We start from the raw sequence: 26176 nt of genomic DNA, 5'->3' as shown, positions 1-26176 counted from the left end.
CTCCTTGATTGATGTCAGCAACGGCGTGTGGCCGTCAGCCGCTTTTTATAGGGTTGCCGCATGATCGCGGCAGTGCTGGAAAACCCTTTCCAGCGATGTTGCGTCTTTGAGCAGGGCCGCGCTGCTGGCGATATCAGGGGCCAGCCAGCGGTCTTCATCGTAGGCCGGAACCCGTTCGCGCAGCAGTCGCCACGCAGCCGCCGTACCCACGCCAAACCCTTGCGCCTTGAGGAATTCGAATGCCTGGGCCGCCAGCAAATACTCGATGGCGAGAATCTGTGTGACGTTACCCAGCACCTTGTGCAGCTTCAGTGCGGCACTGGTGCCCAGGCTCAGATGGTCTTCCTGCAGGCCGGAGGTGACGTAGTTGTCGACCACCGCCGGTTGCGCCATCTGGCGATTTTCCGCGCACAGCGAGGCGGCGACGTACTGAACGATCATCATCCCCGAATTGACCCCCGGCTGACTGACCAGAAACGCCGGCAGGCCGCTGACCATCGGGTTGATCAGGCGGTCGAGGCGTCGCTCGGCGATGGAGCCCAGTTCTGCCAGCGCCATGCACAGCAAGTCTGCCGCCATCGCCACCGACTGGCCATGCGGGTTGGCCTGGGACACCACGCGCCAGTCATCGGGCGTGCCGAGAAGCATGGGGTTGTCGGTGACCGAGTTCAGTTCGGTCTCGATCTGGCGGATGGCATGAGCCAGTTGGTCACGGGTTGCGCCATGCACTTGGGGAATCGAGCGGATGCTCAGCGCGTCCTGAGTACGAATGCCCTGGCTGCTGGCAAGCACTTCGCTGCCCGCCAACACACTGCGCAGGTTCTTGCCCACCTGCTGCATACCGGGATGCGGCTTGAGGGCAAGAATGCTTTCATCGAATGCATCCAGCTGACCGCCCAGGGCTTCGAAGGTCATCGCACCGATCACGTCGGCCCATTGGCTCAGGCGCTCGGCATCGGCGATGGCCAGGCAGCTCAGGCCGGTCATGCACGGCGTGCCATTGACCAGACACAAGCCGTCTTTGGCACCGAGCCGCACCGGGCGCAGACCTTCCTCGTCCAGCGCTTGCTGCGCCGCGACGATTTGCCCGCGATAACTGACCTGACCGACGCCCAGCAAGGCGATGCCGACGTGCGCCATGTGGGTCAGATAACCCACCGAGCCCTGCGATGGTACGTGTGGCGTAATGCCCCGATTGAGCAAGGCCAGCAGCGCTTCGACCACTTGCCGGTGAATGCCGGATTTACCCTGGCTGTAATTGAGGATTGCGGCGCAGATGATTGCGCGAGTCTGCTCGTCGGCCAGCGGCGCACCCACGCCGCAGGCATGGCTGAGCAGGGTATTGCGCGACAGGCGACTGAGCTGTTCGCCTTGCAGCGATACGTTGCACAGCGCGCCAAGCCCGGTGTTCACGCCATAGGCGCGTTCGCTGCTGACGACAATCTGCTGCACGATGGCCTGCGCGTTATCGATCCGCGCCCAGGCGGCATCCGACAACACCAGTTGCGCCTCATGGCGGGCCACGGCGACTACGTCCTGCCAGCCCAGCGGGGCCTCACCGATGACGATCTGTTCTGCTCGCGACATCTGCAACGGTCCTTAAAGGGTGGCCACGCGGCGCTGAACGAAACGGTCCACGTAATCGTCGGCGGGCGAGTGAAGGATTTCTTTCGGTGTACCGACCTGAATCAAGCGCCCGTCCTTGAGGATCGCGATGCGATTGCCGATGCGTACCGCTTCGTCCAGGTCGTGGGTAATGAACACGATGGTCTTGTGCAGGCTGGCTTGCAGTTCCAGCAACTGGTCCTGCATCTCGGCGCGAATCAACGGGTCGAGGGCGCTGAACGCTTCGTCCATCAGAATGATGTCGGTGTCGGCTGCCAGTGCTCGTGCCAGACCGACGCGCTGGCGCATGCCACCGGAAAGCTGGTGCGGGTATTTGTTTTCGTAGCCCTTGAGGCCTACGGTCGTTATCCAGTGCTGCGCGCGTTCCTGGCACAGCGCCTTGCTCTCGCCGCGCACTTTCAGGCCATACGCGACGTTGGCCAGCACGGTCTTGTGCGGCAGCAGGCCGAAGCTCTGGAACACCATGCTGATCTTGTGCCGACGGAATTGGCGCAGCGCCTCCATGTCGTAGCGCAGGATGTCTTCACCATCAACCAGAATCTCGCCGCTTGTAGGGTCGATCAGGCGGTTGAAGTGGCGTACCAGCGTCGATTTGCCGGAACCGGACAGGCCCATGATGACGAAGATTTCGCCACTGCCGATCGACAGCGACAGGTCGTTGACCCCGACCACGCAACCGGTTTGCGCCAGTACCTGATCCTTGCTCTGGTTCTGCTTGATCAGCGCCAGTGCTTCCTTTGAGCGGTTGCCAAAAATCTTGAATACGTTTTTAACGACGATCTTGTTCGGTTCCACGCTGCTCATTTGTGCGCCTCATGCCGTGGGCGGCCATAGGCCTGCGTGATACGGTCGATGACGACCGCCAGAATGACAATGGCCAGACCCGCTTCCAGACCTCGCCCGACGTTGAGCGTCTGAATGCCCACCAGCACGTCTTCACCCAGCCCGCGTGCGCCGATCATCGAGGCGATGACCACCATCGACAGCGCCATCATGGTGGTCTGGTTGATCCCGGCCATGATGCTCGGCATGGCCAGCGGCAGTTGCACGCCAAACAGTTGCTGCCAGCGGTTGGCACCGAAGGCGTTGATGGCTTCCATCACTTCACCGTCAACCTGACGAATGCCCAGGTCGGTCAGACGAATCAATGGCGGCGCGGCGTAGATCACCGTGGCGAAGATGGCCGGGACCTTGCCCAGGCCGAACAGCATCAGCACCGGAATCAGGTAAACGAAGCTGGGCATGGTCTGCATGATGTCCAGCAACGGCATCAGCACCGAGCGCAGGCGATTGCTGCGCGCGGAGAGAATGCCCAGTGGAATGCCGATCAGTACCGCAATGATCGTGGCGACCAGCATCAGCGCCAATGTCTGCATCAGCTTGTCCCACAACCCGACCGCGCCGACCAGAAACAGCAGGCCGACGATCACCACCGTGGTGACGATTTTGCGCGTCGCGTGCCAGGCGATACCGCCGACGATCATCAGCATCAGCCACCACGGAGCCATGCGCAGCAGGCTTTCGAGGTTGACGATGGCCCATAGCAGGGTGTCGGAGATGTGCCGGAACACATCGCCGTACTGCGTGACCAGTGAGTCGACGCCATCGTTGACCCAGTTGGCGATCGAGAAAGTGAAGCTTTCAGGAAACATAAGCGGCTCTCAAATGAGGTGTGTCGGGTCAACGTCAGGGCAGTCGGACTTGTCAGTCCGACTGCCCTTTCGTTTACAGCGAAGCGTCCACCTTTTTCGCGGCGTCTTCGCTGACCCATTTGTGCCAGACTTCGGGGTGCTCTTTCAGGAAAATCTTCGCCAGCTTCGGCGATTCGATGCGTTCCTTGGCCATGCGCCCCAGGTTCTGGTTGAGCAGGTCGATAGGCAGGTTGACCTTTTCCAGGATGGCGACCAGTTCAGGGGCCTCATCGTGGAACACTTTGGACACGCCGACCTTGATATCGATGGTCTTGTTGACCCCGGCTTTCTCTTCCAGACGCACCAGGTCTACCTGACCCATGAGCGGCGTGGGTGACCAATAGTAGGCCAGGATCGGTTCGCCACGTTTGTAGCTGGAGAGAATCGCCGCATCCAGCGCCGGGCCGGTGCCCGGGCGGAAGTTGGTGTATTTGCTTTCCAGGCCGTAGCTCTTGAGCATTTCGCTGTTTTCCAATTCACAGGTCCAACCAGCCGGGCAGTTGTAGAAACGCCCTTTGGATGGCTCTTCCTGATCCTTGAACACGGCTGAATACTGGGCCAGATCGCTGATGGATTTCAGGTTGGGTGCCTTGGCTTCCAGCTTGCGTTTGGCATCGCCTTCGATCACATAGCGCGGCACGTACCAGCCTTCCACTGCGCCGACGATCGGCGCGCCGACACCAACCACTTTCCCGGCAGCGGCGGCCTTGTTCCAGACCTCGCTGCGACCGACCCATTCTTCGGCAAAGATCTGGATATCGTTGGTGCCCAGGGCGTTTTCCATGGCGATGGAATTGCCGGGCAGGGCGTCAACCGTGCAGCCGTAACCCTTGTCCAGAACGACCTGCAGAATGTCGGTCAGCAGCATCGCGCTTTCCCAGTTAAGACCGGCGAATTTCACCGGCTTGCCTGATTCGCACCAGCCGGCAGCCTGACTTGCGCCTGCGCTGGCGAGCAGGCCAGCGGATACCAAGGTGGTCAGCAGGGCCTTTTTCATATTCATTGTCGATGCTCCTAAGCCTGAAATGGATGACGGCAGCTTCAAGTAGGCATCCGGCCCGTGGGCATGCTCATGCCCGTCCCCGACGTGTGCCGGCCTGATGGCCGGCAACGTTGTCAACGTCCGATCATTGGCAGGTTCAAGCCCTGCTCTTTGGCACAATCGATAGCGATGTCGTAACCGGCATCGGCATGACGCATCACCCCGGTGGCCGGGTCGTTGTGCAATACGCGGGCGATACGCTCGGCGGCTTCATCCGTACCGTCGCAGACGATCACCATGCCGGAATGCTGCGAGAAGCCCATGCCGACGCCGCCACCGTGGTGCAGCGAGACCCAGGTCGCACCGCTGGCGGTATTGAGCAGGGCATTGAGCAGCGGCCAGTCGGAGACGGCATCGGAGCCATCGCGCATGGATTCGGTCTCGCGGTTGGGGCTGGCGACCGAGCCGGAGTCCAGGTGGTCGCGGCCGATTACCACCGGTGCCGACAACTCGCCACTGCGGACCATTTCGTTGAAGGCCAGGCCCAGCTTGGCGCGCTGGCCCAGACCGACCCAGCAGATACGCGCTGGCAAACCCTGAAAGCTGATGCGCTCGCGGGCCATGTCCAGCCAGTTGTGCAGGTGCTCGTCATCCGGGATCAGCTCTTTGACCTTGGCGTCGGTCTTGTAGATGTCCTGCGGATCGCCCGACAGCGCGGCCCAGCGGAACGGCCCGATGCCACGGCAGAACAGCGGACGGATATAGGCGGGCACGAAACCCGGGAAATCGAAGGCATTGGTGACGCCGACTTCCTTGGCCATCTGGCGAATGTTGTTGCCATAGTCGAAGGTCGGAATGCCGGCTTGCTGGAAGGCGAGCATGGCTTCGACGTGTTCGGCCATCGATTGCTTGGCCGCCTTGACCACACTGGCCGGCTCGCTGACCGAGCGGACGCGGTACTCGTCCCAGGTCCAGCCTTTGGGCAGGTAGCCATTGAGCGGGTCGTGGGCGCTGGTCTGGTCGGTGACCATGTCCGGGCGCACACCGCGACGGACCATTTCCGGCAGGATGTCCGCCGCGTTGCCACACAGGGCGATGGAGATGGCTTTGCCTTCGGCAGTGTATTTCGCGATACGCGCCAGTGCGTCATCGAGATCAGCGGCCTGTTCGTCGACGTAGCGGGTCTTGATGCGGAAATCGATGCGGCTCTGCTGGCATTCGATGTTCAGCGAGCAGGCCCCGGCCAATGTCGCGGCCAGCGGCTGCGCGCCACCCATGCCGCCCAAACCTGCGGTCAACACCCAGCGGCCCTTGAGGTTGCCGTCATAGTGCTGGCGACCGGCTTCGACGAAGGTTTCGTAAGTGCCTTGCACGATGCCCTGGCTGCCGATGTAGATCCAGCTGCCGGCGGTCATCTGGCCATACATGGCCAGGCCCTTGGCATCCAGCTCGTTGAAGTGCTCCCAGCTGGCCCAGTGCGGCACCAGGTTGGAGTTGGCGATCAGCACGCGCGGAGCGTTGCTGTGGGTCTTGAACACGCCGACCGGCTTGCCGGACTGCACCAGCAGGGTCTCATCATCGTTGAGCTGAGTGAGGCTTTCGACGATTTTGTCGTAGCACTCCCAGTTGCGAGCGGCACGACCGATGCCACCGTAAACCACCAGTTCATTGGGGTTTTCGGCGACTTCCGGGTCGAGGTTGTTCATCAACATGCGCAGCGGTGCTTCGGTCAGCCAGCTCTTGGCGGTCAGTTGAGTACCGCGTGCAGCCCGTACGACGCCTTCGCGGTGGCGGGTCCAGTCCTGCTTCAGGTCTTGATTATTCTCGGTCACAAAAAAATCCTCGGCGATCAATTCGAACCAGCCCGTTGAAGGGCGAGCAGTGCCTGGCGAAGCAGGCCGATTCAGTCCGGTAGAAAGACAGAATGTCTAGCCTGTCTCTACTTGTACATACAAGCATATGCAATCAGAGGACCAACTTCACTTGGCGGCTATTTATTGATCGTTCGATGGCCCTGCGGCTCAGTATTTTCAGGGGGTAGCGGACTTTTCCGAACCGGCGAACAAATGTGTGAGGCGAGGTCAGGCCTGTTACCTGAAGCGTGATTTGCGCGCTTTTGGGGCGGGAGGTAACAGAATGGTGCGGGAAATATGCGCAGGGTCGCCGGGTCAACACCGGTTATTTATCGATGCCTGCAAAGTCCCTGTCGGGAGGGCCTGAATTGTGTCGCCTGAGGATGGGAACGATCCCACTCAAGCATGCGTCATACCCAAGCCTGAGCGAGCATTCACTGGCCCCCGATTAGTCTTTACGGGCACTTTCATGTTTAAATTGAACGCTCGTTCAAGTTAAACCGGTGGTTCGCTGCCCGCTCACAACAGGAGGCTTACCCTTGCCGTATCCGCTTTTTGCAGTTGGTTTTATCAGTCCGGAGACACGCAGCCGATGAGTTCTCCGAGTACTTCTTCAAGCGGCAACGTCCGCATGAACGCTCCAGTGTTCTACTTCGCTGCGAGCTTTATTCTGATTTTCGGCATCGTTGTCATTGCCTTCCCGCAAGCCAGCGGAGAATGGCTGCTGGCGGCGCAAAACTGGGCGGCCAATACGGTCGGCTGGTACTACATGATGGTCATGACCCTGTATCTGGTCTTCGTGGTGGTCACCGCCTTGTCGGGCTTCGGCAAGATCAAGCTCGGTGCCGACCACGACGAACCCGAGTTCAGTTACCTGTCATGGGCCGGCATGCTGTTCGCCGCGGGGATCAGCATCACGCTGTTCTTCTTCTGCGTTTCAGAACCGCTGACACACCTTCTGCAACCGCCGCAGGGCGAAGGCGGTACGGCTGAGGCAGCGCGTCAGGGCATGCAGTTGCTGTTTCTGCACTGGGGCCTGCATGGCTGGGGCGTGTTCGCCTTTGTCGGCATGGCGCTGGCCTACTTCGCTTATCGCCACAACCTGCCGCTGGCCCTGCGTTCGGCGCTGTACCCGCTGATCGGCAAGCGCATCAATGGCCCTATAGGCTATGCAGTCGATGGCTTCGGCATCATTGCGACCATCTTCGGCTTGGGCGCAGACATGGGCTTCGGGGTACTGCACCTCAATTCCGGTCTGGATTACCTGTTTGGCGTGGCGCATACCCACTGGATTCAGGTCGGTCTGATTACCCTGATGATGGGCGCGGCGATTCTGGTCGCGATAGCCGGTGTCGACAAGGGCGTGCGCGTCATGTCCGACATCAACATGCTGCTGGCCTGTGCGCTGCTGCTGTTCGTGCTGTTTGCCGGCCCGACCCAGCACTTGCTCAACACGCTGGTGCAGAACATCGGGGACTACCTGGGTGCGTTGCCGAGCAAGAGCTTCGACGTCTACGCCTATAACGAGCCGAGTGACTGGCTGGGCGGCTGGACCGTGTTCTATTGGGCCTGGTGGATTGCCTGGGCGCCATTCGTGGGCCTGTTCATTGCGCGTATCTCCCGTGGCCGGACCATCCGCGAGTTCGTCTTCGGCGTGCTGTTGATTCCGCTGGGCTTTACCCTGGCCTGGATGTCGATCTTCGGCAACAGCGCCATCGATCAGGTGCTCAACCACGGCATGACTGCGCTGGGCCAGTCGGCCATCGATGATCCGTCGATGACCCTGTACCTGCTGCTGGAAACCTATCCGTGGAGCAAGACGGTCATTGCGGTCACGGTGTTCATCAGCTTTGTGTTCTTCGTGACGTCGGCCGATTCGGGCACGGTGGTGCTGTCGACGCTTTCCGCCAAAGGCGGCAACCCTGACGAAGACGGTCCGAAATGGCTGCGGGTGTTCTGGGGTGTGGCGACTGCACTGATCACCAGCGGCCTGCTGTTCTCGGGCAGTATCGATGCGCTGAAATCGGCGGTGGTGCTGACGTCGCTGCCGTTCTCGCTGATCCTGCTACTGATGATGTGGGGCCTGCACAAAGCGTTCGTCATGGAATCCCAGCGCCAGATTGCGCAACTGTATTCGTTGGCGCCAGTGTCCGGTTCACGACGTGGCGGCTGGCGTCAGCGCCTGAGCCAGGCTGTGCATTACCCGTCGCGAGACGAGGTGTATCGCTTCCTTGACCAAACCGTGCGTCCGGCCATTGATGAAGTGACGGCGGTGTTTGTCGAGAAGGGCTTGAGCGTGGTCAACGTACCTGACCCGTCCAACGACTCGGTGACTCTGGAAATCGGTCACGGCGAAGAGCGTCCGTTCATCTATCAGGTGCAGATGAAAGGCTTCTTCACCCCTTCGTTCGCCCGTGGCGGCATGGGCTCCAAGCAATTGAACAACCGCCGCTACTACCGTGCTGAGGTTCACTTGAGCGAAGGCAGTCAGGACTACGACCTGGTGGGCTACACCAAGGAACAGGTCATCAACGACGTGCTCGACCAGTACGAGCGGCATATGCAGTTTCTGCATCTGGTGCGGTGATAGGGGCGTTGGGGGCGGTTACAGCTATCGTCCCTCACGCTCTGCGCCGCGCCTCATGTTCAGGAGAGGACGCGGAGCGTCCAGAACGGCATGCGACGCGGAGCGTCGCACGATGGTTACAGGGTCATCGTTCCTCACGCTCCCGCTTAGGCTCGAGAGTGCGGCAGGCTCACGTACTCTCTCGCTCTACCAATCTGCATTCCAGCAGGTTCATGCGTTGTATCTCTCCCTCTACTGGTAACACTCCGAGGCTTTCAAGCACCCGCGTGGCGGCCATTACGCCGATCTGCAGTGCGGGCGGTTTGATGGTGGTCAGGCTGGGCAGCATCATTTCTGCGAAGGCGTAGTCGCCAAAACCCATCACGGCGCAATCCTGTGGAATGCTCAGGCCTGCGCGCTGGCTGGCGAGCAGGGCGCCGGCTGCCAGGTTGTCGTTGGCGAAGAAGATCGCGTCAGGGCGGGGCTCTTGGTTCATCAGGGTGTCCATCGCCTGTTTGCCTGCCTCGAATGGCGCTCGGTCCGCGTCCGGGACGAAGACCCACGGCGTGATACCGAGCCCTTCCAGAGTCGCAGCGTAGCCGTCACGCCGCTCCAGTGCGCTGAAGTCGCCTGCGATGCTGTTCTGCACGAACGCTATGCGGCGGTAGCCCTTGTCGTACAAATAGCGGGCTGCCGTGACGCCGACCTCATAATGAGAAAAGCCAATCTGGATCGGGCTGCGTTCGGGCTGGTGGTCCCAGGTTTCGATCACCGGGACATCGGTCTGCTCGATCATTTTCTCGGTAGCCGGGCTGTGGAAACGACTGGTCAGCACCAGTGCTGCCGGTGACCAGCCCAGAAACGCCCGCACTGCGCTTTCTTCCTGTTCAGCGGAAAAGTAGCTGGAGGCCAGCAGCAACTGGAAACCATGCTGGCTCAGCGTGTCACTGAAGCCCTGAATGGTGTTGGCGAAGATCGGCCCGGAGATATTGGGAATCACCATCGCTACCACCCGACTGCGCGCCGACGCCAGGCCGCCTGCCACCAGATTGGGCACATAGCCCAGCGCATTGACCACGGCTGCAATCCGCTCACGCAGTTCGGGCGAGACTTGGTCCGGCTGATTGAAATAGCGCGATACGGTAATGGCCGAGACACCGGCCTCACGCGCCACTACCGTGATCGTCACCCGGCCTGCGCCTCGGCGTTTGCGTGTCGCAGGTTTCTCGTCGGCCATGCTCGATCACTTCGTATAAAAGTAAAAAGAATATAAAACTAATTTTTCAGTATTGGACGATCTATTCGCCGTTTCCTGATACTGGCGATGTTAGCGCTAACAAAGATGGTTTGTCTGCTACTCGCCACCGCGAATGCCCGGACCCCGGTTTAGCCAGCAATCAACAGGCGCCAGTGCGTATCGCATTGTCGGATCAGGGCATATTTCAGGTAGGCACGCAGATGCACACAACACATGGGGATGGCGTCAAACACACAATTCTGGCGCAAGCCATCGATCAGGCTCATGCGGCGCGGGGGCGTCGTTATGGCTGGCTGTTGATGGGGCTTGCGGCGTTGCCGTGGGTTCCGGCGATGGCAGATAACGCAGCAACGCAGAGCACTGAAACGGTAGCGCTGGAGTCCGTCACCGTAACGGCCACGCGCCGTGAAGAGTCGCTGCAAAAAATACCGGTCGCAGTTTCGGTGATTCAGGGCGAACAGCTGGAGCGGGACAATCGTAACGGCGTGGCCAGCATCGTGCAGCAAGTGCCTTCGCTGAATTTCCGTACCGGTGCGTCCAACAAGGACACCTCGCTGTTCATTCGCGGTGTCGGCACCATTTCCACCTCGCCGGGTGTCGAGCCTACAGTGGCGACAGTCATCGATGGCGTGGTGTACGCGCGTCCGGGCCAGGCCACGCTGGACCTGCTCGACCTTGAGCGCATCGAAGTGCTGCGCGGCCCGCAGGGCACGTTGTTCGGCAAGAACGCCTCGGCTGGCGTCCTGAACGTTACCACCAAGGCACCGACCGAAGAGACCCACGGTTACATCGATCAGTCGTACTACAGCGGCAACGAAAGCCGCACCCGTTTCGGCATCGGCGGCAGTCTGATTCCGCAAACCCTCAAGGGCTCGATTACCACGCTGTTCGGCAGCTATGACGGCAACGTCGATAACAAGCTCAACGGTCAGGAAGTCAACGGTTACAACCGCAAGGGCGCACGCGGCAAGCTGGAATTCACACCCAACGACGACATCACCTTCACCCTTGCCGCGGACTACATGCAGTCCCATGACGACGCGCCCAATGGCGTAGTGAGCAAGGCGCTGACCCCGGCGTTCGCCAGTGCGCTGTCACCGGTGCGCGCCGACAGTGACAACCGCAACGTGCTCAGTGATTACCGCAGCCATGTCGAGGACGTCAACAAGGGCCTGTCCGGCCAGCTCGACTGGCAACTGGGCGATTACACCCTGACTTCCATTACCGCCTGGCGGGGCTGGGATAACACCCAGTATCAGGATGGCGACCGTCTTGGCACTGTCACCGCTGCCTTCCCCGGCACCGAAGACAAAGGCGATCTGGAGTTCAACCAGTACTCTCAGGAGCTGCGTCTGGCGTCGCCGAAAGGCCAGTTTTTCGAATACGTGGGCGGTCTGTTTTACATGCACGGCAAGAGCGACGAGACCTATCAGCGCACGCTGATAACGCCGACGACTCAGGATCGCGGCATCGCCGACTACAGCACTACCACTGACAGCTACTCGGTATTCGGCGAAACCACCTTCAACTTCACCCCGGACTTCCGTGCGATTGCCGGGGCACGCTGGACCCACGACGATCTGGAATACGATCATCGCCGCGTATCGACATCGGCTACGACCGTCAGCGGTATTCAGCCTGCGACCAGCAGTTCCGGTTCGGTGGACGAGGACGGCAAGTCCGGTCGGCTGGGTCTGCAATATGACCTGAGCGACAGTGTGATGACCTACATCACCTACTCGCGCGGCTATAAAGGCCCGGCCTACAACGTGTTCTTCAACATGCAGCCGCGTGACACCGAGGCCTTGAAACCGGAGACCTCGAACACCTGGGAAGTCGGCGTCAAGGCCACCACCTGGAACAATCGCCTGACCACCAACCTGGCGGTGTTCCACAGCGATTACGACAACTATCAGGCGAACTTTTTCGACAGCGTTGCCGGGCAGGTCGTCACGCGCCTGATCAACGCAGGCAGTGTCAGCACTGAAGGCGTCGAGCTGGATTACGCCTTGCAGGCCACCCGTAACCTGAAATTCTCCGGCGCGCTGTCCTACACCAAGGCGCGCATCGACAGCTTTGCCTGCCCGGCCGGTGCGGCGGCGTCATGTAATGTCGATGGCAAAACCCTGCCGTACAGCCCGGACTGGAAAAGCTACGTTCGCGCTGACTACACCATTGCGCTGGACAACGGCCTGGATATCGAACTGGGCACCGATTACAGCTGGCAGAGCGAAGTGCAGTACGACATCAGCCAGAACCCGGACACCAAGCAGGGCGCTTACGGCATCTGGAACGCCAGCGTTGCGCTGGCCGATTACAACAGTGGCTGGCGCGTGGCACTGCTCGGCAAGAACCTGGCAGACAAGTCCTATTCACCGATGCTGGCCACGGGTGGCAGCTATGTTTACCGGTCTGTACCGCGTGATGACGAGCGTTATTTCGGCGTACAGCTACGCAAGGATTTCTGAGTCGTGGCCCGCGGTAACACAGTAAGGAGTGAAGAATGAGCACGACAGCTCGACAGATGAAACTCGGCGCTTTTCTGATGGCCACCGGGCACCACGTTGCGGCCTGGCGTCACCCGGATGTGCCTGCCGATGCAGGGCTGGATTTCAAGCACTACCGGCACGTGGCCAAGGTCGCGGAAGCGGCGAAATTCGATACGTTGTTCGTGGCCGACAGTGTGGCTGCCGCCACCGGCGATATCGCCAGCCGCATGGCCCGTTCTGATCATTTCGAGCCGCTGATCCTGCTCTCGGCGTTGAGCGCGGTGACCGATCACATCGGTCTGATCGCCACGGCGACTACCACCTACAACGAGCCGTATCACGTGGCCCGCAAGTTCGCCTCGCTGGATCACTTGTCCGGGGGGCGAGCGGGCTGGAATCTGGTGACCTCCGATGCCGCCGCCGAAGCGCAGAACTTCGGGCGCGCTGAGCATGTGGGGCATGCCGAGCGCTATAGCCGCGCACGGGAGTTTCATCAGGTGGTGACCGGTTTGTGGGACAGCTGGGCAGATGACGCGTTTACCCGCGACAAGACCAGCGGTGAATATTACGACCCGGCCAAATTACATGTGCTCAATCATCACGGTGAGCACTTCAGTGTCAAAGGCCCGCTGAACGTGGCGCGTTCGCCGCAAGGGCAGCCCGTGGTCGTGCAGGCGGGTTCCTCTGAAGTCGGCCGCGATCTGGCGGCGCAGACCGCGGAAGTGGTGTTCACCGCACAGACCTCGCTGGCCAGTGCCCAAGCGTTTTATGCGGACATCAAGGGCCGCCTTGGCGCCTACGGACGTGACGCAGATTCGCTGAAAGTCATGCCCGGCGTGTTCATCGTAGTGGCAGAAACCGAGGCGTTGGCGAAAGCGAAATTCGAGTCGTTTCAGGAGTTGGTCGAGCCTCAGGTGGGTGTCGCCCTGCTAGGCCGTATGCTGGGCAATTTCGACCTGTCGGGCTACCCGCTGGACGGCCCGTTGCCAGAACTGCCGCTAACTGACAGCGGCCAGCGCAGCCGGCAGAAACTGCTCACCGAACTGGCCGATCAGGAAAACCTGACCCTGGCGCAACTGGGACGGCGGATTGCCGGTGGGCGAGGGCATTACAGCCTGATCGGTACGCCTGAGCAGATCGCTGATGAGCTGCAAACCTGGTTCGAACACGGGGCGGCAGACGGCTTCAACGTGCTCGTGCCGCATTTGCCGGGAGGTCTGGAAGACGTCGCGCAGTTGCTGGTGCCGGAGCTGCAGCAGCGCGGGCTGTTTCGTACTGAATATGAAGGCACAACGTTGCGCGAAAACCTGGGGCTGCAGCGGCCTGCTTATGGATTTTGATAATTCCCGTACCAGATACCGAGCCTGGCTGCAGAGAGGTGACGCGCAGCGTCACAGGATGCATGCCACCGCGGAGCATTGGCACGAGAGTCGACCGAGAAAGGATTACCCATGAAACCATTCACCTTCATCGCCGCCATTCTGGCGTTCAGCGGCTTGCTCAACACAGCTTCTGCCGACGAACCTGACACGCTACGTATCGGCTATCAGAAGGGCTCGATCACGTTGGTGCTGGCCAAGGAACATGGCCTGCTGGAGAAGCGCTTTGCTGATACAAAAATCAAATGGATCGAATTCCCGGCCGGGCCGCAGATGCTTGAAGCACTGAATATCGGCAGCCTGGACATTGCCTCTACCGGTGACATTCCGCCGATCTTTGCTCAGGTTGCCGGGGCAGACCTGGTCTACATCGGCGCAGAACCGGCCAAGCCACAGGTGGAAACCATCCTGGTGCGCAACGAAAGCCCGCTGCACAGCGTGGCAGAGCTGAAAGGCCGCAAGGTCGCGCTTCAGAAAGGCTCCAGCTCGCATAACGTGGTGTTGCGCTTGTTGAACAAGGCAGGGTTGACGTTCAAGGATATTCAGCCGATTTACCTGACCCCCGCCGATGCCCGCGCCGCCTTTGAAAACGGCAGTGTCGATGCCTGGGCAATCTGGGACCCTTACTATTCCATCGCCCTGAACGAAGGCCACAGTCGCCTGCTGGCCAATGGCGAAGGGCTTGGACTGTCCGGGCCGTTCTATACCGCACGCCGGGCTTTTGCCGAGAAAAATGCGGCGTTTGTGCAGCAGGTTCTCGACGAACTGACGGTGGCCGATGGGCTGACCCGCTCGCAACGCAACGAAAGCATTCAGATCCTGGCGCGCAGCATGGGCTTGTCCGAAGCGGTCATCACTCAGTATCTTGATCATCGACCGGAATCACCGAGCCTGCCGATCACAGCCGAGATCGTGCGTGCGCAGCAGGCGACCGCCGATCTGTTTTACGACAACCACCTGATACCCAAGCGGGTCGATATCCAGCAGGTGGTCTGGCAAAAGCCATGATTCTCGCGTGGCGAGCAGACGCTTCTGGCTCGCCAACGCACCGCAAGACGCCTCGAATATCCCCCAGACAAGAGAGGATTCAATGACTTACATCGCTGCCGAAAATCGTTACAACGACATGCCTTATCGCCGTACCGGCCGCAGCGGGCTGGTGCTTCCGGCACTGTCTTTGGGCTTGTGGCACAACTTTGGTGACAGCACGCCGATCGACACTCAGCGCGCCATGTTGCGCACGGCGTTCGATCTGGGCATCAACCATTTCGACCTGGCCAACAACTATGGCCCGCCCTACGGCAGCGCCGAGATCAACTTCGGTCGCCTGCTGCGCGAAGACTTCAAGCACTACCGCGATGAACTGATCATCTCCAGCAAGGCTGGCTGGGACATGTGGCCAGGGCCGTACGGGCAGGGCGGTGGTTCGCGCAAATACGTGCTCGCCAGCCTTGATCAGAGCCTGCAGCGCATGGGCCTGGATTACGTCGATATTTTCTACTCGCACCGCTTCGACCCGGACACCCCGCTGGAAGAAACCGCCAGCGCGCTGGCTACGGCAGTGCAGCAGGGCAAGGCTTTGTACATCGGCATCTCGTCGTATTCCGGGGCCAAGACCCGCGAAATAGCGGCGTTGCTCAAAGAGTGGAAAGTGCCGTTGCTGATTCACCAGCCAGCTTACAACCTGCTCAACCGTTGGGTTGAGAAAGACCTGCTCGACGCTACCGAAGAGCTGGGCGCTGGCGTGATCGCATTTACCGCGCTGGCCCAGGGGCTGCTATCGGACAAGTATCTGAACGGCGTGCCCAAGGATGCGCGGGTCAATCGTCCGGGCGGCGGCTCGTTGCAGGCTTCGCACCTGTCCGAGCAGAACATCGCCCACGTGCGTGCGCTCAACGAAATCGCCCAGCGTCGTGGTCAGAGCCTGGCACAAATGGCCCTGGCCTGGACGCTGCGTGACCCGCGCGTGACGTCAGCGCTGATTGGTGCGAGCCGTCCCGAGCAGATCATCGAAAACGTCGGCGCACTGAAGAACCTGGCGTTCAGCCCGGAAGAACTGGCCGAGATCGACAGCTTTGCGGTGGAAGGCGGAATCAACCTGTGGGAAAAACCATCACTGGCTGAGTGATGCGGTGCTGAGTTGCGCGTTACACGCAATTCCTGAGATGACTATCGTTCCCACGCGTGGGAATGCAGTTCTGGACGCTCTGCGTCCTGCCTTGAATAGTAGGCGCGGCGCAGAGTGTTTCGAAATGCATGCCAATGCGGAGCATTGGCACCAATGACCATCATATAATCACTCAGCCCTCATCAGCCTCGTCGTCATCCCCGCCATCGACCTTCATGCCCAGTTCCTTGATCTTGCGGGTCAAGGTGTTGCGGCCCCAGCCCAGCAGCACGGCGGCGTCGCGGCGGCGGCCTGCGGTGTGTTTTAGGGCGGTTTCGATCATGATCCGCTCGAAAGTCGGCACAGCGCTGTCCAGCAGGCTGGACTGACCGCGAGACAAGGCCTGGTCGGCCCACTGACGCAACGCCTGTTCCCAGTTGGTGACCGGGGCGGCGTCCTGCGGCAGGCTCAGCAGTTCCGGTGGCAGGTCGCTGATGTGCACTTCACGACCCGAGGCCATGACCGTGATCCAGCGGCAGGTGTTTTCCAGCTGACGCACGTTGCCAGGCCACGGCAGATGCTTGAGGTATTCCTCGGTCTCGGCCTTGAGCAGCTTGGGTTCGACTGCCAGTTCCTGTGCCGCGCGGCTGAGGAAGTGCTTGGCCAGGGTCGGGATGTCCTCGCGGCGGTCCGACATGCGCGGAATGTGAATACGGATCACGTTCAGACGGTGAAACAAGTCTTCACGGAATTTTCCGGCCTGTACCAGGGTTTCCAGATTCTGGTGTGTCGCGGCAATGATCCGCACATCGACCTTGACCGGCGTGTGCCCGCCGACCCGGTAGAACTCGCCATCGGCCAGCACGCGCAGCAGACGGGTCTGGGTGTCGGCTGGCATATCGCCAATTTCATCGAGAAACAGCGTGCCGCCGTCGGCCTGTTCAAAACGACCGCGACGCAGGTTGGCCGCGCCGGTGAATGCGCCTTTTTCGTGGCCGAACAGCTCCGACTCCATCAGGTCCTTGGGAATCGCAGCCATGTTCAGCGCAATGAACGGCGACGCCGAGCGCGGGCTGTGGCGGTGCAGTGCATGAGCGACCAGTTCCTTGCCGGTACCCGACTCACCATTGATCAACACGGTGATGTTGGAATGGCTCAGGCGCCCGATAGCGCGAAACACTTCCTGCATCGCTGGCGCTTCGCCAATGATTTCAGGGGTGCGGGTCAGCGTCGGTGCGACGTCCAGGCCTTGCTGTTCCTGGGCGTGCTGATTGGCGCGTTTGACCAGCGAGACGGCTTCATCGACGTCGAACGGCTTGGGCAGGTACTCGAAAGCGCCACCCTGATAAGACGCCACGGCGCTGTCCAGATCTGAATGGGCGGTCATGATGATCACCGGCAGACGCGGATGCTGCTCGCGAATCCGCGCCAGCAGGTCCAGGCCACTGGCGCCGGGCATGCGGATGTCGGAAATGATCACGTCCGGCTGCTGACGGGCCAGACGGCTCATCACCCCGTCGGCGCTGTCGAAGCTTTGTGTGGTCATGCCTTCCTGTTGCAAGGCCTTTTCCAGTACCCAGCGGATAGAACGATCGTCGTCTACGATCCAGACAGTTTCACTACGGCTCATGTCGAAGCTGCTCCTTGTTCCAGCGGCAGGAAGATCGAGAACGTGGTGTGGCCGGGATGGCTGTCACACTCGATCAGGCCCTGGTGCTGGCTGATGATGTTCTGGGTAATGGCAAGACCTAGCCCTGTGCCATCCGGGCGGCCACTGACCATCGGGTAAAAAATGGTTTCCTGAAGTTCGGCCGGAATACCGGGGCCGTTGTCGATGATTTCGATCTTGCTGACCAGCCGATGGCGAACGTGGCCGATAGTGAACTGGCGCATGGCGCGGGTGCGCAGGGTGATTCGTCCCAGGCGCAATTCGTTCTGACCGCTGATGGCCTGCATGGCGTTGCGCACGATATTGAGCACGGCCTGGATCATTTGCTCGCGGTCGATCAAGACGTCGGGAATGCTTGGGTCATAGTCGCGCACCAGCGTGATGCAGCCCTGACTTTCGGCCTCGACCAGGCTGCACACTCGTTCAAGCACTTCGTGCACGTTGGTCATCGCCAGCGACGGCAGCTTGTTGGAGCCCAGCATGCGGTCGACCAGATTACGCAGACGGTCGGCCTCTTCGATGATGACGTTGGTGTAATCCTTGAGGCTTTCTTCAGGCAGCTCGCGGGCCAGCAGCTGTGCGGCGCCGCGAATGCCGCCCAGCGGATTCTTTATTTCGTGAGCCAGGCCACGCACCAGCATCTTGGTGGTTTCCTGCTTGGACAACTGGGCCTCTTCCTTGGTAATGCGCAGCAATCGATCTCGTGGGTGCACTTCAAGCAGCAACAGGGTATCGCCCTTGCTGAGAATCGGCGTCACGGCATAGTCGACAGTCAGTGTCTGACCGGTCAGTGCGGTGAGCATCGCTTCGCGCTTGGTGAAAGGATGAGCCTGTTCCACTGCCTGACGCAGCGAACTCAGTGCCTCAGCCGACTCGGTGAACAGCTCGCTGATGAATTGCCCATGGCTGCGCTGCCCGCTGATGGCGAGCAGCATTTCCGCTGCCGGGTTCATGTACTCAAGTCGCAGGTCGGCGTTGAGCAGAATGGTGGCAGTGGTCAGGTTATCCAGTAACAGTCTGTGCAGCGCGTCGCTGATAGTCATGAATCGTGTTGACCTCTTTTGGCACATTGCAGTTGCGCAATGCTGGTGCTGGTTGGTCTGCGCCAGCAGGAGCAAGGCCACCAATACGGTGCTGTCTCAGTGAAGTTGCAAAAACCAAACCAAGGCTCCGAAAAGAAGCGCTTTATCTGCAAAGTCGGGCCGTTTTTCGAGCGAGTGCCCGCATACGGCGCTACTTACACCGGGTTCCTGAACCAAATTGGACTGTATTGTTGCGCAGGTGCGCAGATGGAGCACCAAAAAGGTGCTTTGACTTTGCCGAGGATCACAAGAAAGGCAGGATGCTGCTTTTAGGCTCGGGCTTGTCCTTGAGTGGGCACTCGGGACGCACGCCGTAATCATCCTCCTTGCAGGGATGAGTCGCGCGTTTTTGCGCCAGGGAAATACGCTGCAGATGAAACGGCTGGTTCGGCGTTTTTTCCAGAACACGGCCAAGCTCGTCGAAAATCTCTACCGACAACTGGTGTGTGCCGCGATCCACATTGCTCAGCGGGAAGACAGGGCTGCGGCCGGCCTCGCCGACGGCAACGCCATCCAGCAGTAGCCGGTAGCTGTGCCCCGGTTGTAACACCGGTTCGCTGGTGACGGTAACGATCAGATCACCACTGGGATTGACCAGTGTGGCGTCCGGCTCGGGCACCAGAATTCTCAGCAGCTGATAATGAAACATCGGCTGCACGGCGGGTTTGGCAGGGTGTGCTTTCAAGGTTCGGGTTGGCGGCGTGCCGGTCATGTTGTTGCTGGGTGGAATATCGACGCGCTTGGCGTTCTTGCGCGGCTGGTCGGTAAACACCCGATTGCCTTGCGCGTCGATGTAGGTATAGACGTCGGCAGCGGCTGGCAGCGCCATTAGCAGCAGCAGGCAGATCAGCGCGCTGTGCATTCTGTGTCTGTTCATGGTTTACCGAGGTGCACGCGCTGAATGGTCAGCGTAATGGTCTCGCTCTGCTGAATAATCCGCTCGCCGTCTTTCACCACTACCGCGAAACTGTGCTCGCCACGATCGATGTTGACCACCTGAAAGCGCGGCAGGTTGGAGGGCTGCCCATACAGATTACCGTCCAGCAGCAATTGCAGGCGATGGTTCTGTTGCAGGCGTGGCTGAATCTTCACGCCGATGATGAACGTGCCGTTGTTGGCGCGTAACGCCTCGTCGGTGGGCAGGTCCGTCAGTTCCAGCACGTCATAGGCCGTCTGTGGCTGTGATTGTGGCTGAGGTTGTGCAGGGGCCGGTTGCGGCGTGCTGTTAACCACCGGCCTGGCGGGTGTCTGCTTTTCGATGCTGTTGAGCGGCGGCAGCTCGACCACTTCGGTTTTGGTGCCGTTGGGTGGCTGATTGCTGAACGCAGTGTTGCCGTTCGCATCGGTGTACTTATAGATCTGCGCCAAGGCAGGCAGGCTGATCAACAGCAGCAGGCAAATCAGGCTTTGACGCATGAGACTCTCGACAGCAATGGCACAATTGGCCGTCAGCATAGAACACATCGCCCTATGCTGCGCTATCCGCCTGATGTGTCAGAGGTTTGCCGAGCAAAGATCGGCGGTGGCCAGCACCAGCGCCTGATCATGAATCGGGTCGGTCTGATAGCGCTTGAGCGCCATATCCAGCTTGATCCTGCAGTCTTCGGTCTTGCGCAGTGGCTGGAAGTCGGCGTATGCCTGCAGCAGCTGGGTTTGCAACCGGTCGAGTTTCGGGCGGATATCGTCCACCAGGCTCAGCCTGGTCGTATCAGGGGCTTTGCCCGCTGCATGCCATTGGGCAAGCAGTGCATTCTGTATTTGCTTGTTGGCTTCGATCTGCGCCTTGAACAAGCGTTGAACGTCGTCAGGGTTCAGCTTGAACTCGGCAGCGCGGGCCTGCGCTGCGCTGATGACTTGCAGCTCGCGCGGCGGGTCCTCGACGGCTTTGCCGCTGTCCCATTTGCTCAGGGCAACCTGATCGGCGATGGACAGGCGCTCGCTGATGGCTTGCAACAGCGGCTCGATAGCAGAGGGCTTCTGCTCGGCGGCGAAGGCGAAGCAGGAAGACATGCACGTCAGGGTCAGCAGGGAAGTGGCCAGAAGCAGGCGCATGGCGGTCCATCTCGGGTTGTTGAGGAGACGCAGATTTAACGCCAAGTGCCTGGTCAGGGCCAGCCTTGCGGGGTGAATAAAACTTCACGCCACAAAATACAGGCAAAAAAAGACCTCCCGAAGGAGGTCTCTTGTTACGCCATCAACGCTGGCGCGGCTGGATCAGCAGCTGTAGTACAGCTCATATTCCAGTGGGTGTACGAAGGTACGAACGCGGATTTCTTCTTCGCTTTTCAGTGCGATGTAAGCGTCGATGAAGTCGTCGCTGAACACGCCGCCTTTGGTCAGGAACGCACGGCCCTTGTCCAGTTCTTCCAGCGCTTCTTTCAGGCTGCCGCAAACTTGTGGGATCTCTTTGGCCTCTTCAGGCGGCAGGTCATACAGGTTCTTGTCAGCTGCGTCGCCAGGGTGGATCTTGTTCTGGATGCCGTCCAGGCCAGCCATCAACAGAGCCGCGAAGGCCAGGTACGGGTTGGCCGAAGGATCCGGGAAGCGTGCTTCGATACGACGGCCGCGTGGGCTGTTGACGTAAGGAATACGGATCGAAGCGGAACGGTTACGCGCCGAGTAGGCCAGCATGACCGGTGCTTCAAAGCCTGGAACCAGACGCTTGTACGAGTTGGTGGACGGGTTGGTGAAGCCGTTCAGCGCCTTGCCGTGCTTGATGATGCCGCCGATGAAGTACAGAGCGAGGTCGGACAGACCGGCATAGCCTTCACCTGCGAAGGTGTTCTTGCCATCTTTGGCGATGGACATGTGCACGTGCATGCCTGAACCGTTATCACCGTACAGAGGCTTTGGCATGAAGGTCGCGGTGCGGCCGTAAGCGTCAGCAACGTTGTGAACAACGTATTTCAGGGTCTGAACTTCGTCAGCCTTTTTAACCAGCGTGTTGAATTTCACGCCGATTTCGTTCTGGCCAGCGGTCGCCACTTCGTGGTGGTGAACTTCAACGGTCTGGCCCATTTCTTCCAGAGCGTTGCACATGGCGGTACGGATTTCGTGGTCATGGTCGAACGGCGGAACCGGGAAATAACCGCCTTTGACGCCTGGGCGGTGGCCTTTGTTGCCGCCTTCCACGTCCTGGTCGGACATCCACGAACCTTGCTCAGAGAAGATCTTGAACATGGAGCCCGAGATGTCGGACTTGAATTTCACTTCGTCGAAGATGAAGAATTCTGGCTCAGGGCCTGCGAATACGGTGTCACCGATACCGGTGGACTTCAGGTATTCCTCGGCGCGACGAGCGATGGCGCGTGGGTCACGATCGTAACCTTGCATGGTCGACGGTTCGATGATGTCGCACACCAGGATCAGGGTCGGTTCTTCGGTGAACGGGTCCAGAACAGCGGTTTCGTCGTCCGGCAGCAGGATCATGTCGGAAGCTTCGATGCCTTTCCAGCCAGAGATGGAGGAGCCGTCGAACATCTTGCCGACTTCGAAGAAGTCATCTTCCAGCGCATCGCGAGCTGGCATGGTCACGTGGTGCTGCGTACCTTTAGTGTCCGTGAAGCGCAGATCAATCCACTTAACGTCATGATCTTTGATGAGTTGAACCGACTTCGACATGGTGTCCTCCGGGTGGCTAAGAACCGCCTTCTATAGGCTGGGTCCCTTGAATTTGGGTGATGCCGGCGCGAATATTCTGCCAAGGCAACCTGCCTCACAAGGGAGCAATTTGCATGCCAGTGCCCCGTGTTGGGTTTTTTGCTTCAAAAGCTGGCTTTCAGGGGATTTAAACGCGTCTGCCGAGAAAAGTACGCACCGTTATGGCGCTGCAATTTGGTGCGCCGACTCTTTTTGGTGCGTTGATGGTCGGGTGTACGATAACTGGTTAAACGTTGAGCAATTTCCGCTATAATCCGCGCCCCCCTTTTTCAGTCGGCACCTCACGCGCTGTTTCCATGAAACTAATCGTTAAAGTTTTTCCAGAAATCACCATTAAAAGCCCGCCGGTGCGCAAGAAATTCATCCGGCAACTGGGCAAGAACATTCGTACCGTGCTCCGTGAACTGGACGCGGACATTGTCGTGGGTGGCGTATGGGACAACCTTGAGGTGGAGACCCGCAAGACCGACCCCAAAGTGCTGCAGGGCATCAGGGACCGGCTGAGTTGCATGCCTGGCATTGCCAACTTTCTGCAGGTGGCCGAGTACCCGTTGGGCGACATGGATGACATCGTCGCCAAGTGCAAACTGCACTACGCCGACCTGCTGCCCGGCAAGATGTTTTCAGTGCGTTGCAAACGCGCCGGTCGTCACGATTTCAGCTCGATGGATGTCGAGAAATACGTCGGTAGCAAGTTGCGCATGCAATGCGGCGCCGCCGGAATCGAGCTGAAAAAGCCCGATCTGGTCGTGCGGATGGAAATTCGCGACCAACGGTTGTTTGTCGTTCATGACCAGCATCAGGGCATGGGCGGCTACCCGCTGGGTGCGCTGGAGCAGACCCTGGTATTGATGTCCGGCGGGTTCGACTCGACCGTTGCGGCCTACCAGATCATGCGCCGCGGCCTTATGGCGCACTTCTGCTTCTTCAATCTGGGCGGACGTGCCCATGAACTGGGCGTGATGGAAGTCGCTCACTTCATCTGGAAGAAGTACGGCAGTTCGCAGCGGGTGCTGTTTGTCAGCGTGCCATTCGAGGAAGTTCTCGGAGAAATTCTGCAGAAAGTCGATAACAGTCATATGGGTGTAGTTTTGAAGCGTATGATGTTACGCGCTGCATCCGCCGTGGCTGATCGTCTCGAAATCGACGTGCTGGTAACTGGCGAAGCGATTTCACAGGTTGCCAGCCAGACGCTGCCAAACCTGTCGCTGATCGACGCGGCTACAGACAAGCTGGTCCTGCGACCGCTGGTTGCGAGCCACAAGCAGGACATCGTGGACCTGGCGACTGAAATCGGCACTGCCGATTTTGCCCGGCACATGCCTGAGTATTGCGGGGTGATTTCGGTCAACCCGAAGACCAACGCCAAGCGAAATCGCGTTGAGTACGAAGAAAAACAGTTCGACATGGCGATTCTCGAGCAAGCGCTTGAACGCGCGAAGCTGATTTCGATCGATCGGGTTATCGACGATCTGAGCCGCAATGTCGACATTGAAGAAGTCAGCCAGGCGCTGGCCGGTCAGGTCATCATCGACATCCGTCACCCGGATGCCCAAGAGGACCAGCCGCTGCAAGTGCCTGGCGTGGAGATACAGACGTTGCCGTTCTACGCATTGAACAGCCGTTTCAAGGCACTGGATGACACGCGCCAGTACCTTTTGTATTGCGACAAAGGCGTCATGAGTCGCCTGCATGCTCACCATTTGCTCAGTGAGGGGCATGCCAATGTGCGCGTTTATCGACCGAGCTAAGTGCCCGGGGCTGTTTGCCTGTGGCTTGCGTCACCGGCCCCCCGACACCAGTCGTCATGCCGTAACGGCTTTTGCCGACTCGAAATAGTTAATCGCTGCCTTATAAACAGTCAGCAGACCGAATCCTCTGATCGAGATACACAAGTGATCGAAAATCTACGCAACATCGCCATCATTGCCCACGTTGACCATGGTAAGACCACCCTGGTAGACAAACTCCTGCGCCAGTCCGGCACCCTTGAGCGCAACGAGCTCAACGACGAGCGCGTGATGGACTCCAACGACCAGGAAAAAGAGCGCGGCATTACCATTCTCGCGAAGAACACCGCGATCAACTGGAATGGCTACCACATCAACATCGTGGACACCCCGGGCCACGCCGACTTCGGTGGTGAAGTAGAGCGCGTGATGTCGATGGTTGACTCCGTACTGCTGCTGGTTGATGCCCAGGACGGCCCTATGCCGCAAACCCGTTTTGTGACCAAGAAGGCTTTCGAAGCCGGCCTGCGTCCAATCGTGGTCATCAACAAGGTTGACCGTCCAGGCGCGCGTCCGGACTGGGTTCTGGACCAGATCTTCGACCTGTTCGACAACCTCGGTGCTACCGAAGAACAGCTGGACTTCAAAGTCGTCTACGCCTCGGCCCTGAACGGTATTGCCGGTCTGGAACACACCGACATGGCTGAAGACATGACTCCGCTGTACCAGTCGATCGTCGACCACGTTCCTGCTCCAAAGGTTGACCGTGACGGCCCGTTCCAGATGCAGATCTCGGCTCTGGACTACAACAGCTTCCTGGGCGTCATCGGTGTTGGCCGTATCGCTCGCGGTCGCGTCAAGCCAAACACCCCGGTTGTTGCTATCGATGCCGAAGGCAAGAAGCGCAGCGGCCGTATCCTGAAGCTGATGGGTCACCACGGTCTGCACCGTGTGGACGTTGAAGAAGCAGCTGCTGGCGACATCGTCTGCATCAGCGGCTTCGACCAGCTGTTCATTTCCGACACCCTGTGCGATCCGCTGAATGTTGAAGCGATGAAGCCGCTGACCGTCGACGAGCCAACCGTTTCGATGACCTTCCAGGTTAACGATTCGCCGTTCTGCGGCAAGGAAGGCAAGTTCGTCACCAGCCGTAACATCAAGGAACGTCTGGACAAGGAACTGCTGTACAACGTTGCCCTGCGCGTTGAAGAAGGCGACACCGCCGACAAGTTCAAAGTCTCCGGCCGTGGTGAGCTGCACCTCTCGGTACTGATCGAAACCATGCGTCGCGAAGGCTTCGAAATGGGTGTTGGTCGTCCGGAAGTGATCATCCGTCGCGTAGGCGACGTGAAGCACGAACCGTACGAAAACGTGACCATCGACCTGCCGGAAGAATCCCAGGGCGCGATCATGGAGCAAATGGGTCTGCGTAAAGGCGACCTGACCAACATGGTTCCGGATGGCAAGGGCCGTGTTCGCCTTGAGTACAACATCCCGGCCCGTGGCCTGATCGGTTTCCGTAACGAGTTCCTGACCCTCACCTCCGGTGCTGGCATCCTGACCTCGATCTTCGACCGTTACGACGTGATGAAGTCCGGCGACATGTCCGGCCGTCAGAACGGCGTTCTGGTTTCGGTTGAAACCGGCAAGGCGCTGACCTACTCCCTGGAAACCCTGCAAGCGCGCGGCAAGCTGTTCGTCGAGCACGGTCAGGAAATCTACGGTGGTCAGATCGTTGGTCTGAACAGCCGCGACAACGACCTGGGTGTGAACCCTACCAAAGGCAAGAAGCTCGACAACATGCGTGCTTCGGGCAAAGACGAAACCATCGCCCTGGTTCCACCTGTCAAGTTCACCCTTGAACAGGCTCTGGAATTCATCCAGGACGACGAGCTGTGCGAAGTAACGCCGAAGTCCATCCGTCTTCGCAAGAAGATCCTGGACGAAAGCGAGCGTACCCGCGCTGCCAAGAAAGCCAAGGCTTGATACTTAGCCCGCGCTGAATAAAAAACCCCGGTCGAGAGACCGGGGTTTTTTTATGCCTGATGGATTATCGGGACACGCAACCGGCCGAAGCTCAGGGC

At 59.5% G+C, this 26176-nt stretch carries 19 protein-coding genes; 7 read left to right on the top strand and 12 right to left on the bottom strand.

Annotated elements, in window-relative coordinates:
- Nucleotides 1-45 precede the first annotated feature (45 nt).
- The 5 genes from AO068_RS19550 to hutU all read right to left on the bottom strand — a co-directional run bounded on the left by AO068_RS19550 (nt 46) and on the right by hutU (nt 6131).
- Nucleotides 46-1587, bottom strand: a complete 1542-nt coding sequence (locus AO068_RS19550) for an HAL/PAL/TAL family ammonia-lyase (RefSeq protein WP_058409209.1) — start codon at nt 1585-1587, stop codon at nt 46-48.
- A 12-nt stretch (nt 1588-1599) separates the two neighbouring features.
- The gene (locus AO068_RS19545) at nt 1600-2430 is read right to left on the bottom strand and encodes a quaternary amine ABC transporter ATP-binding protein (RefSeq protein ID WP_005781542.1); all 831 of its coding nucleotides are present in this window, start codon (nt 2428-2430) and stop codon (nt 1600-1602) included.
- Nucleotides 2427-3278 carry an ABC transporter permease gene (locus tag AO068_RS19540; protein ID WP_058401829.1) on the bottom strand — a complete coding sequence of 284 codons (852 nt, stop codon included), beginning with the start codon at nt 3276-3278 and terminating at the stop codon, nt 2427-2429. The genes AO068_RS19545 and AO068_RS19540 overlap by 4 nt, the downstream gene beginning before the upstream one ends.
- Before the next feature lie 73 nt (nt 3279-3351).
- Entirely contained in the window at nt 3352-4320 is a 969-nt protein-coding gene (locus tag AO068_RS19535; RefSeq protein WP_003432399.1) for an ABC transporter substrate-binding protein, read from the bottom strand.
- 113 nt (nt 4321-4433) lie between these two features.
- Nucleotides 4434-6131: a urocanate hydratase gene (hutU, locus tag AO068_RS19530; RefSeq protein ID WP_058409217.1), complete on the bottom strand. Its 1698-nt coding sequence runs from the start codon at nt 6129-6131 to the stop codon at nt 4434-4436.
- Between the two features lie 652 nt (nt 6132-6783).
- Here hutU and betT point away from each other — a divergent pair.
- The gene (betT, locus tag AO068_RS19525) at nt 6784-8739 is read left to right on the top strand and encodes a choline BCCT transporter BetT (RefSeq protein ID WP_206743391.1); all 1956 of its coding nucleotides are present in this window, start codon (nt 6784-6786) and stop codon (nt 8737-8739) included.
- Nucleotides 8740-8908: 169 nt separating this feature from the next.
- Here betT and AO068_RS19520 read toward each other — a convergent pair whose 3' ends face one another.
- Nucleotides 8909-9955, bottom strand: a complete 1047-nt coding sequence (locus AO068_RS19520; protein WP_058409208.1) for a LacI family DNA-binding transcriptional regulator — start codon at nt 9953-9955, stop codon at nt 8909-8911.
- Nucleotides 9956-10128: 173 nt separating this feature from the next.
- On the opposite strand from AO068_RS19520, the gene AO068_RS19515 reads away from it, so the two are divergent.
- The 4 genes from AO068_RS19515 to mgrA all read left to right on the top strand — a co-directional run bounded on the left by AO068_RS19515 (nt 10129) and on the right by mgrA (nt 15972).
- Complete coding sequence (locus tag AO068_RS19515; RefSeq protein ID WP_177342389.1) at nt 10129-12444, top strand: TonB-dependent receptor; 2316 nt, start codon at nt 10129-10131, stop codon at nt 12442-12444.
- A gap of 35 nt (nt 12445-12479) precedes the next feature.
- Nucleotides 12480-13805: an LLM class flavin-dependent oxidoreductase gene (locus AO068_RS19510; RefSeq protein WP_058409207.1), complete on the top strand. Its 1326-nt coding sequence runs from the start codon at nt 12480-12482 to the stop codon at nt 13803-13805.
- A gap of 111 nt (nt 13806-13916) precedes the next feature.
- Nucleotides 13917-14852, top strand: coding sequence for a sulfonate ABC transporter substrate-binding protein (locus tag AO068_RS19505; RefSeq protein WP_058409206.1), 936 nt, complete (start codon nt 13917-13919; stop codon nt 14850-14852).
- Between the two features lie 82 nt (nt 14853-14934).
- Nucleotides 14935-15972 (top strand): L-glyceraldehyde 3-phosphate reductase, encoded by a 1038-nt coding sequence (gene mgrA, locus AO068_RS19500; RefSeq protein ID WP_005733878.1) that lies wholly within the window; start codon nt 14935-14937, stop codon nt 15970-15972.
- A 172-nt stretch (nt 15973-16144) separates the two neighbouring features.
- Here mgrA and ntrC read toward each other — a convergent pair whose 3' ends face one another.
- The 6 genes from ntrC to glnA form a co-directional block, all read right to left on the bottom strand.
- Nucleotides 16145-17581 (bottom strand): nitrogen regulation protein NR(I), encoded by a 1437-nt coding sequence (gene ntrC, locus AO068_RS19495; protein WP_002555721.1) that lies wholly within the window; start codon nt 17579-17581, stop codon nt 16145-16147.
- Entirely contained in the window at nt 17578-18663 is a 1086-nt protein-coding gene (gene glnL / locus AO068_RS19490) for a nitrogen regulation protein NR(II) (RefSeq protein ID WP_002555720.1), read from the bottom strand. Before glnL ends, ntrC begins: the two co-directional genes overlap by 4 nt.
- Before the next feature lie 283 nt (nt 18664-18946).
- Nucleotides 18947-19564 (bottom strand): DUF4124 domain-containing protein, encoded by a 618-nt coding sequence (locus tag AO068_RS19485; protein ID WP_058401836.1) that lies wholly within the window; start codon nt 19562-19564, stop codon nt 18947-18949.
- An 11-nt stretch (nt 19565-19575) separates the two neighbouring features.
- On the bottom strand, nt 19576-20118 hold the full coding sequence (locus AO068_RS19480; RefSeq protein WP_080394988.1) for a DUF4124 domain-containing protein: 543 nt from the start codon (nt 20116-20118) through the stop codon (nt 19576-19578).
- Nucleotides 20119-20196: 78 nt separating this feature from the next.
- Entirely contained in the window at nt 20197-20754 is a 558-nt protein-coding gene (locus AO068_RS19475; protein ID WP_058409205.1) for a chorismate mutase, read from the bottom strand.
- 162 nt (nt 20755-20916) lie between these two features.
- On the bottom strand, nt 20917-22323 hold the full coding sequence (gene glnA / locus AO068_RS19470; RefSeq protein WP_002555716.1) for a glutamate--ammonia ligase: 1407 nt from the start codon (nt 22321-22323) through the stop codon (nt 20917-20919).
- A 335-nt stretch (nt 22324-22658) separates the two neighbouring features.
- On the opposite strand from glnA, the gene thiI reads away from it, so the two are divergent.
- Entirely contained in the window at nt 22659-24113 is a 1455-nt protein-coding gene (thiI, locus tag AO068_RS19465) for a tRNA uracil 4-sulfurtransferase ThiI (RefSeq protein ID WP_058409204.1), read from the top strand.
- A gap of 144 nt (nt 24114-24257) precedes the next feature.
- A complete protein-coding gene (typA, locus tag AO068_RS19460; protein ID WP_058409203.1) occupies nt 24258-26078 on the top strand; it encodes a translational GTPase TypA in 1821 nt (606 codons plus the stop codon).
- The last annotated feature ends 98 nt before the right edge of the window (nt 26079-26176 follow it).

Origin of the sequence: Pseudomonas sp. ICMP 3272 (genome assembly GCF_001466905.1) — a bacterium.
Classification (GTDB): Bacteria; Pseudomonadota; Gammaproteobacteria; order Pseudomonadales; family Pseudomonadaceae; genus Aquipseudomonas; species Aquipseudomonas amygdali.
The sequence above is the reverse complement of the archived record's forward strand: the minus strand, read 5'-3'. Positions and strand labels throughout refer to the sequence as shown.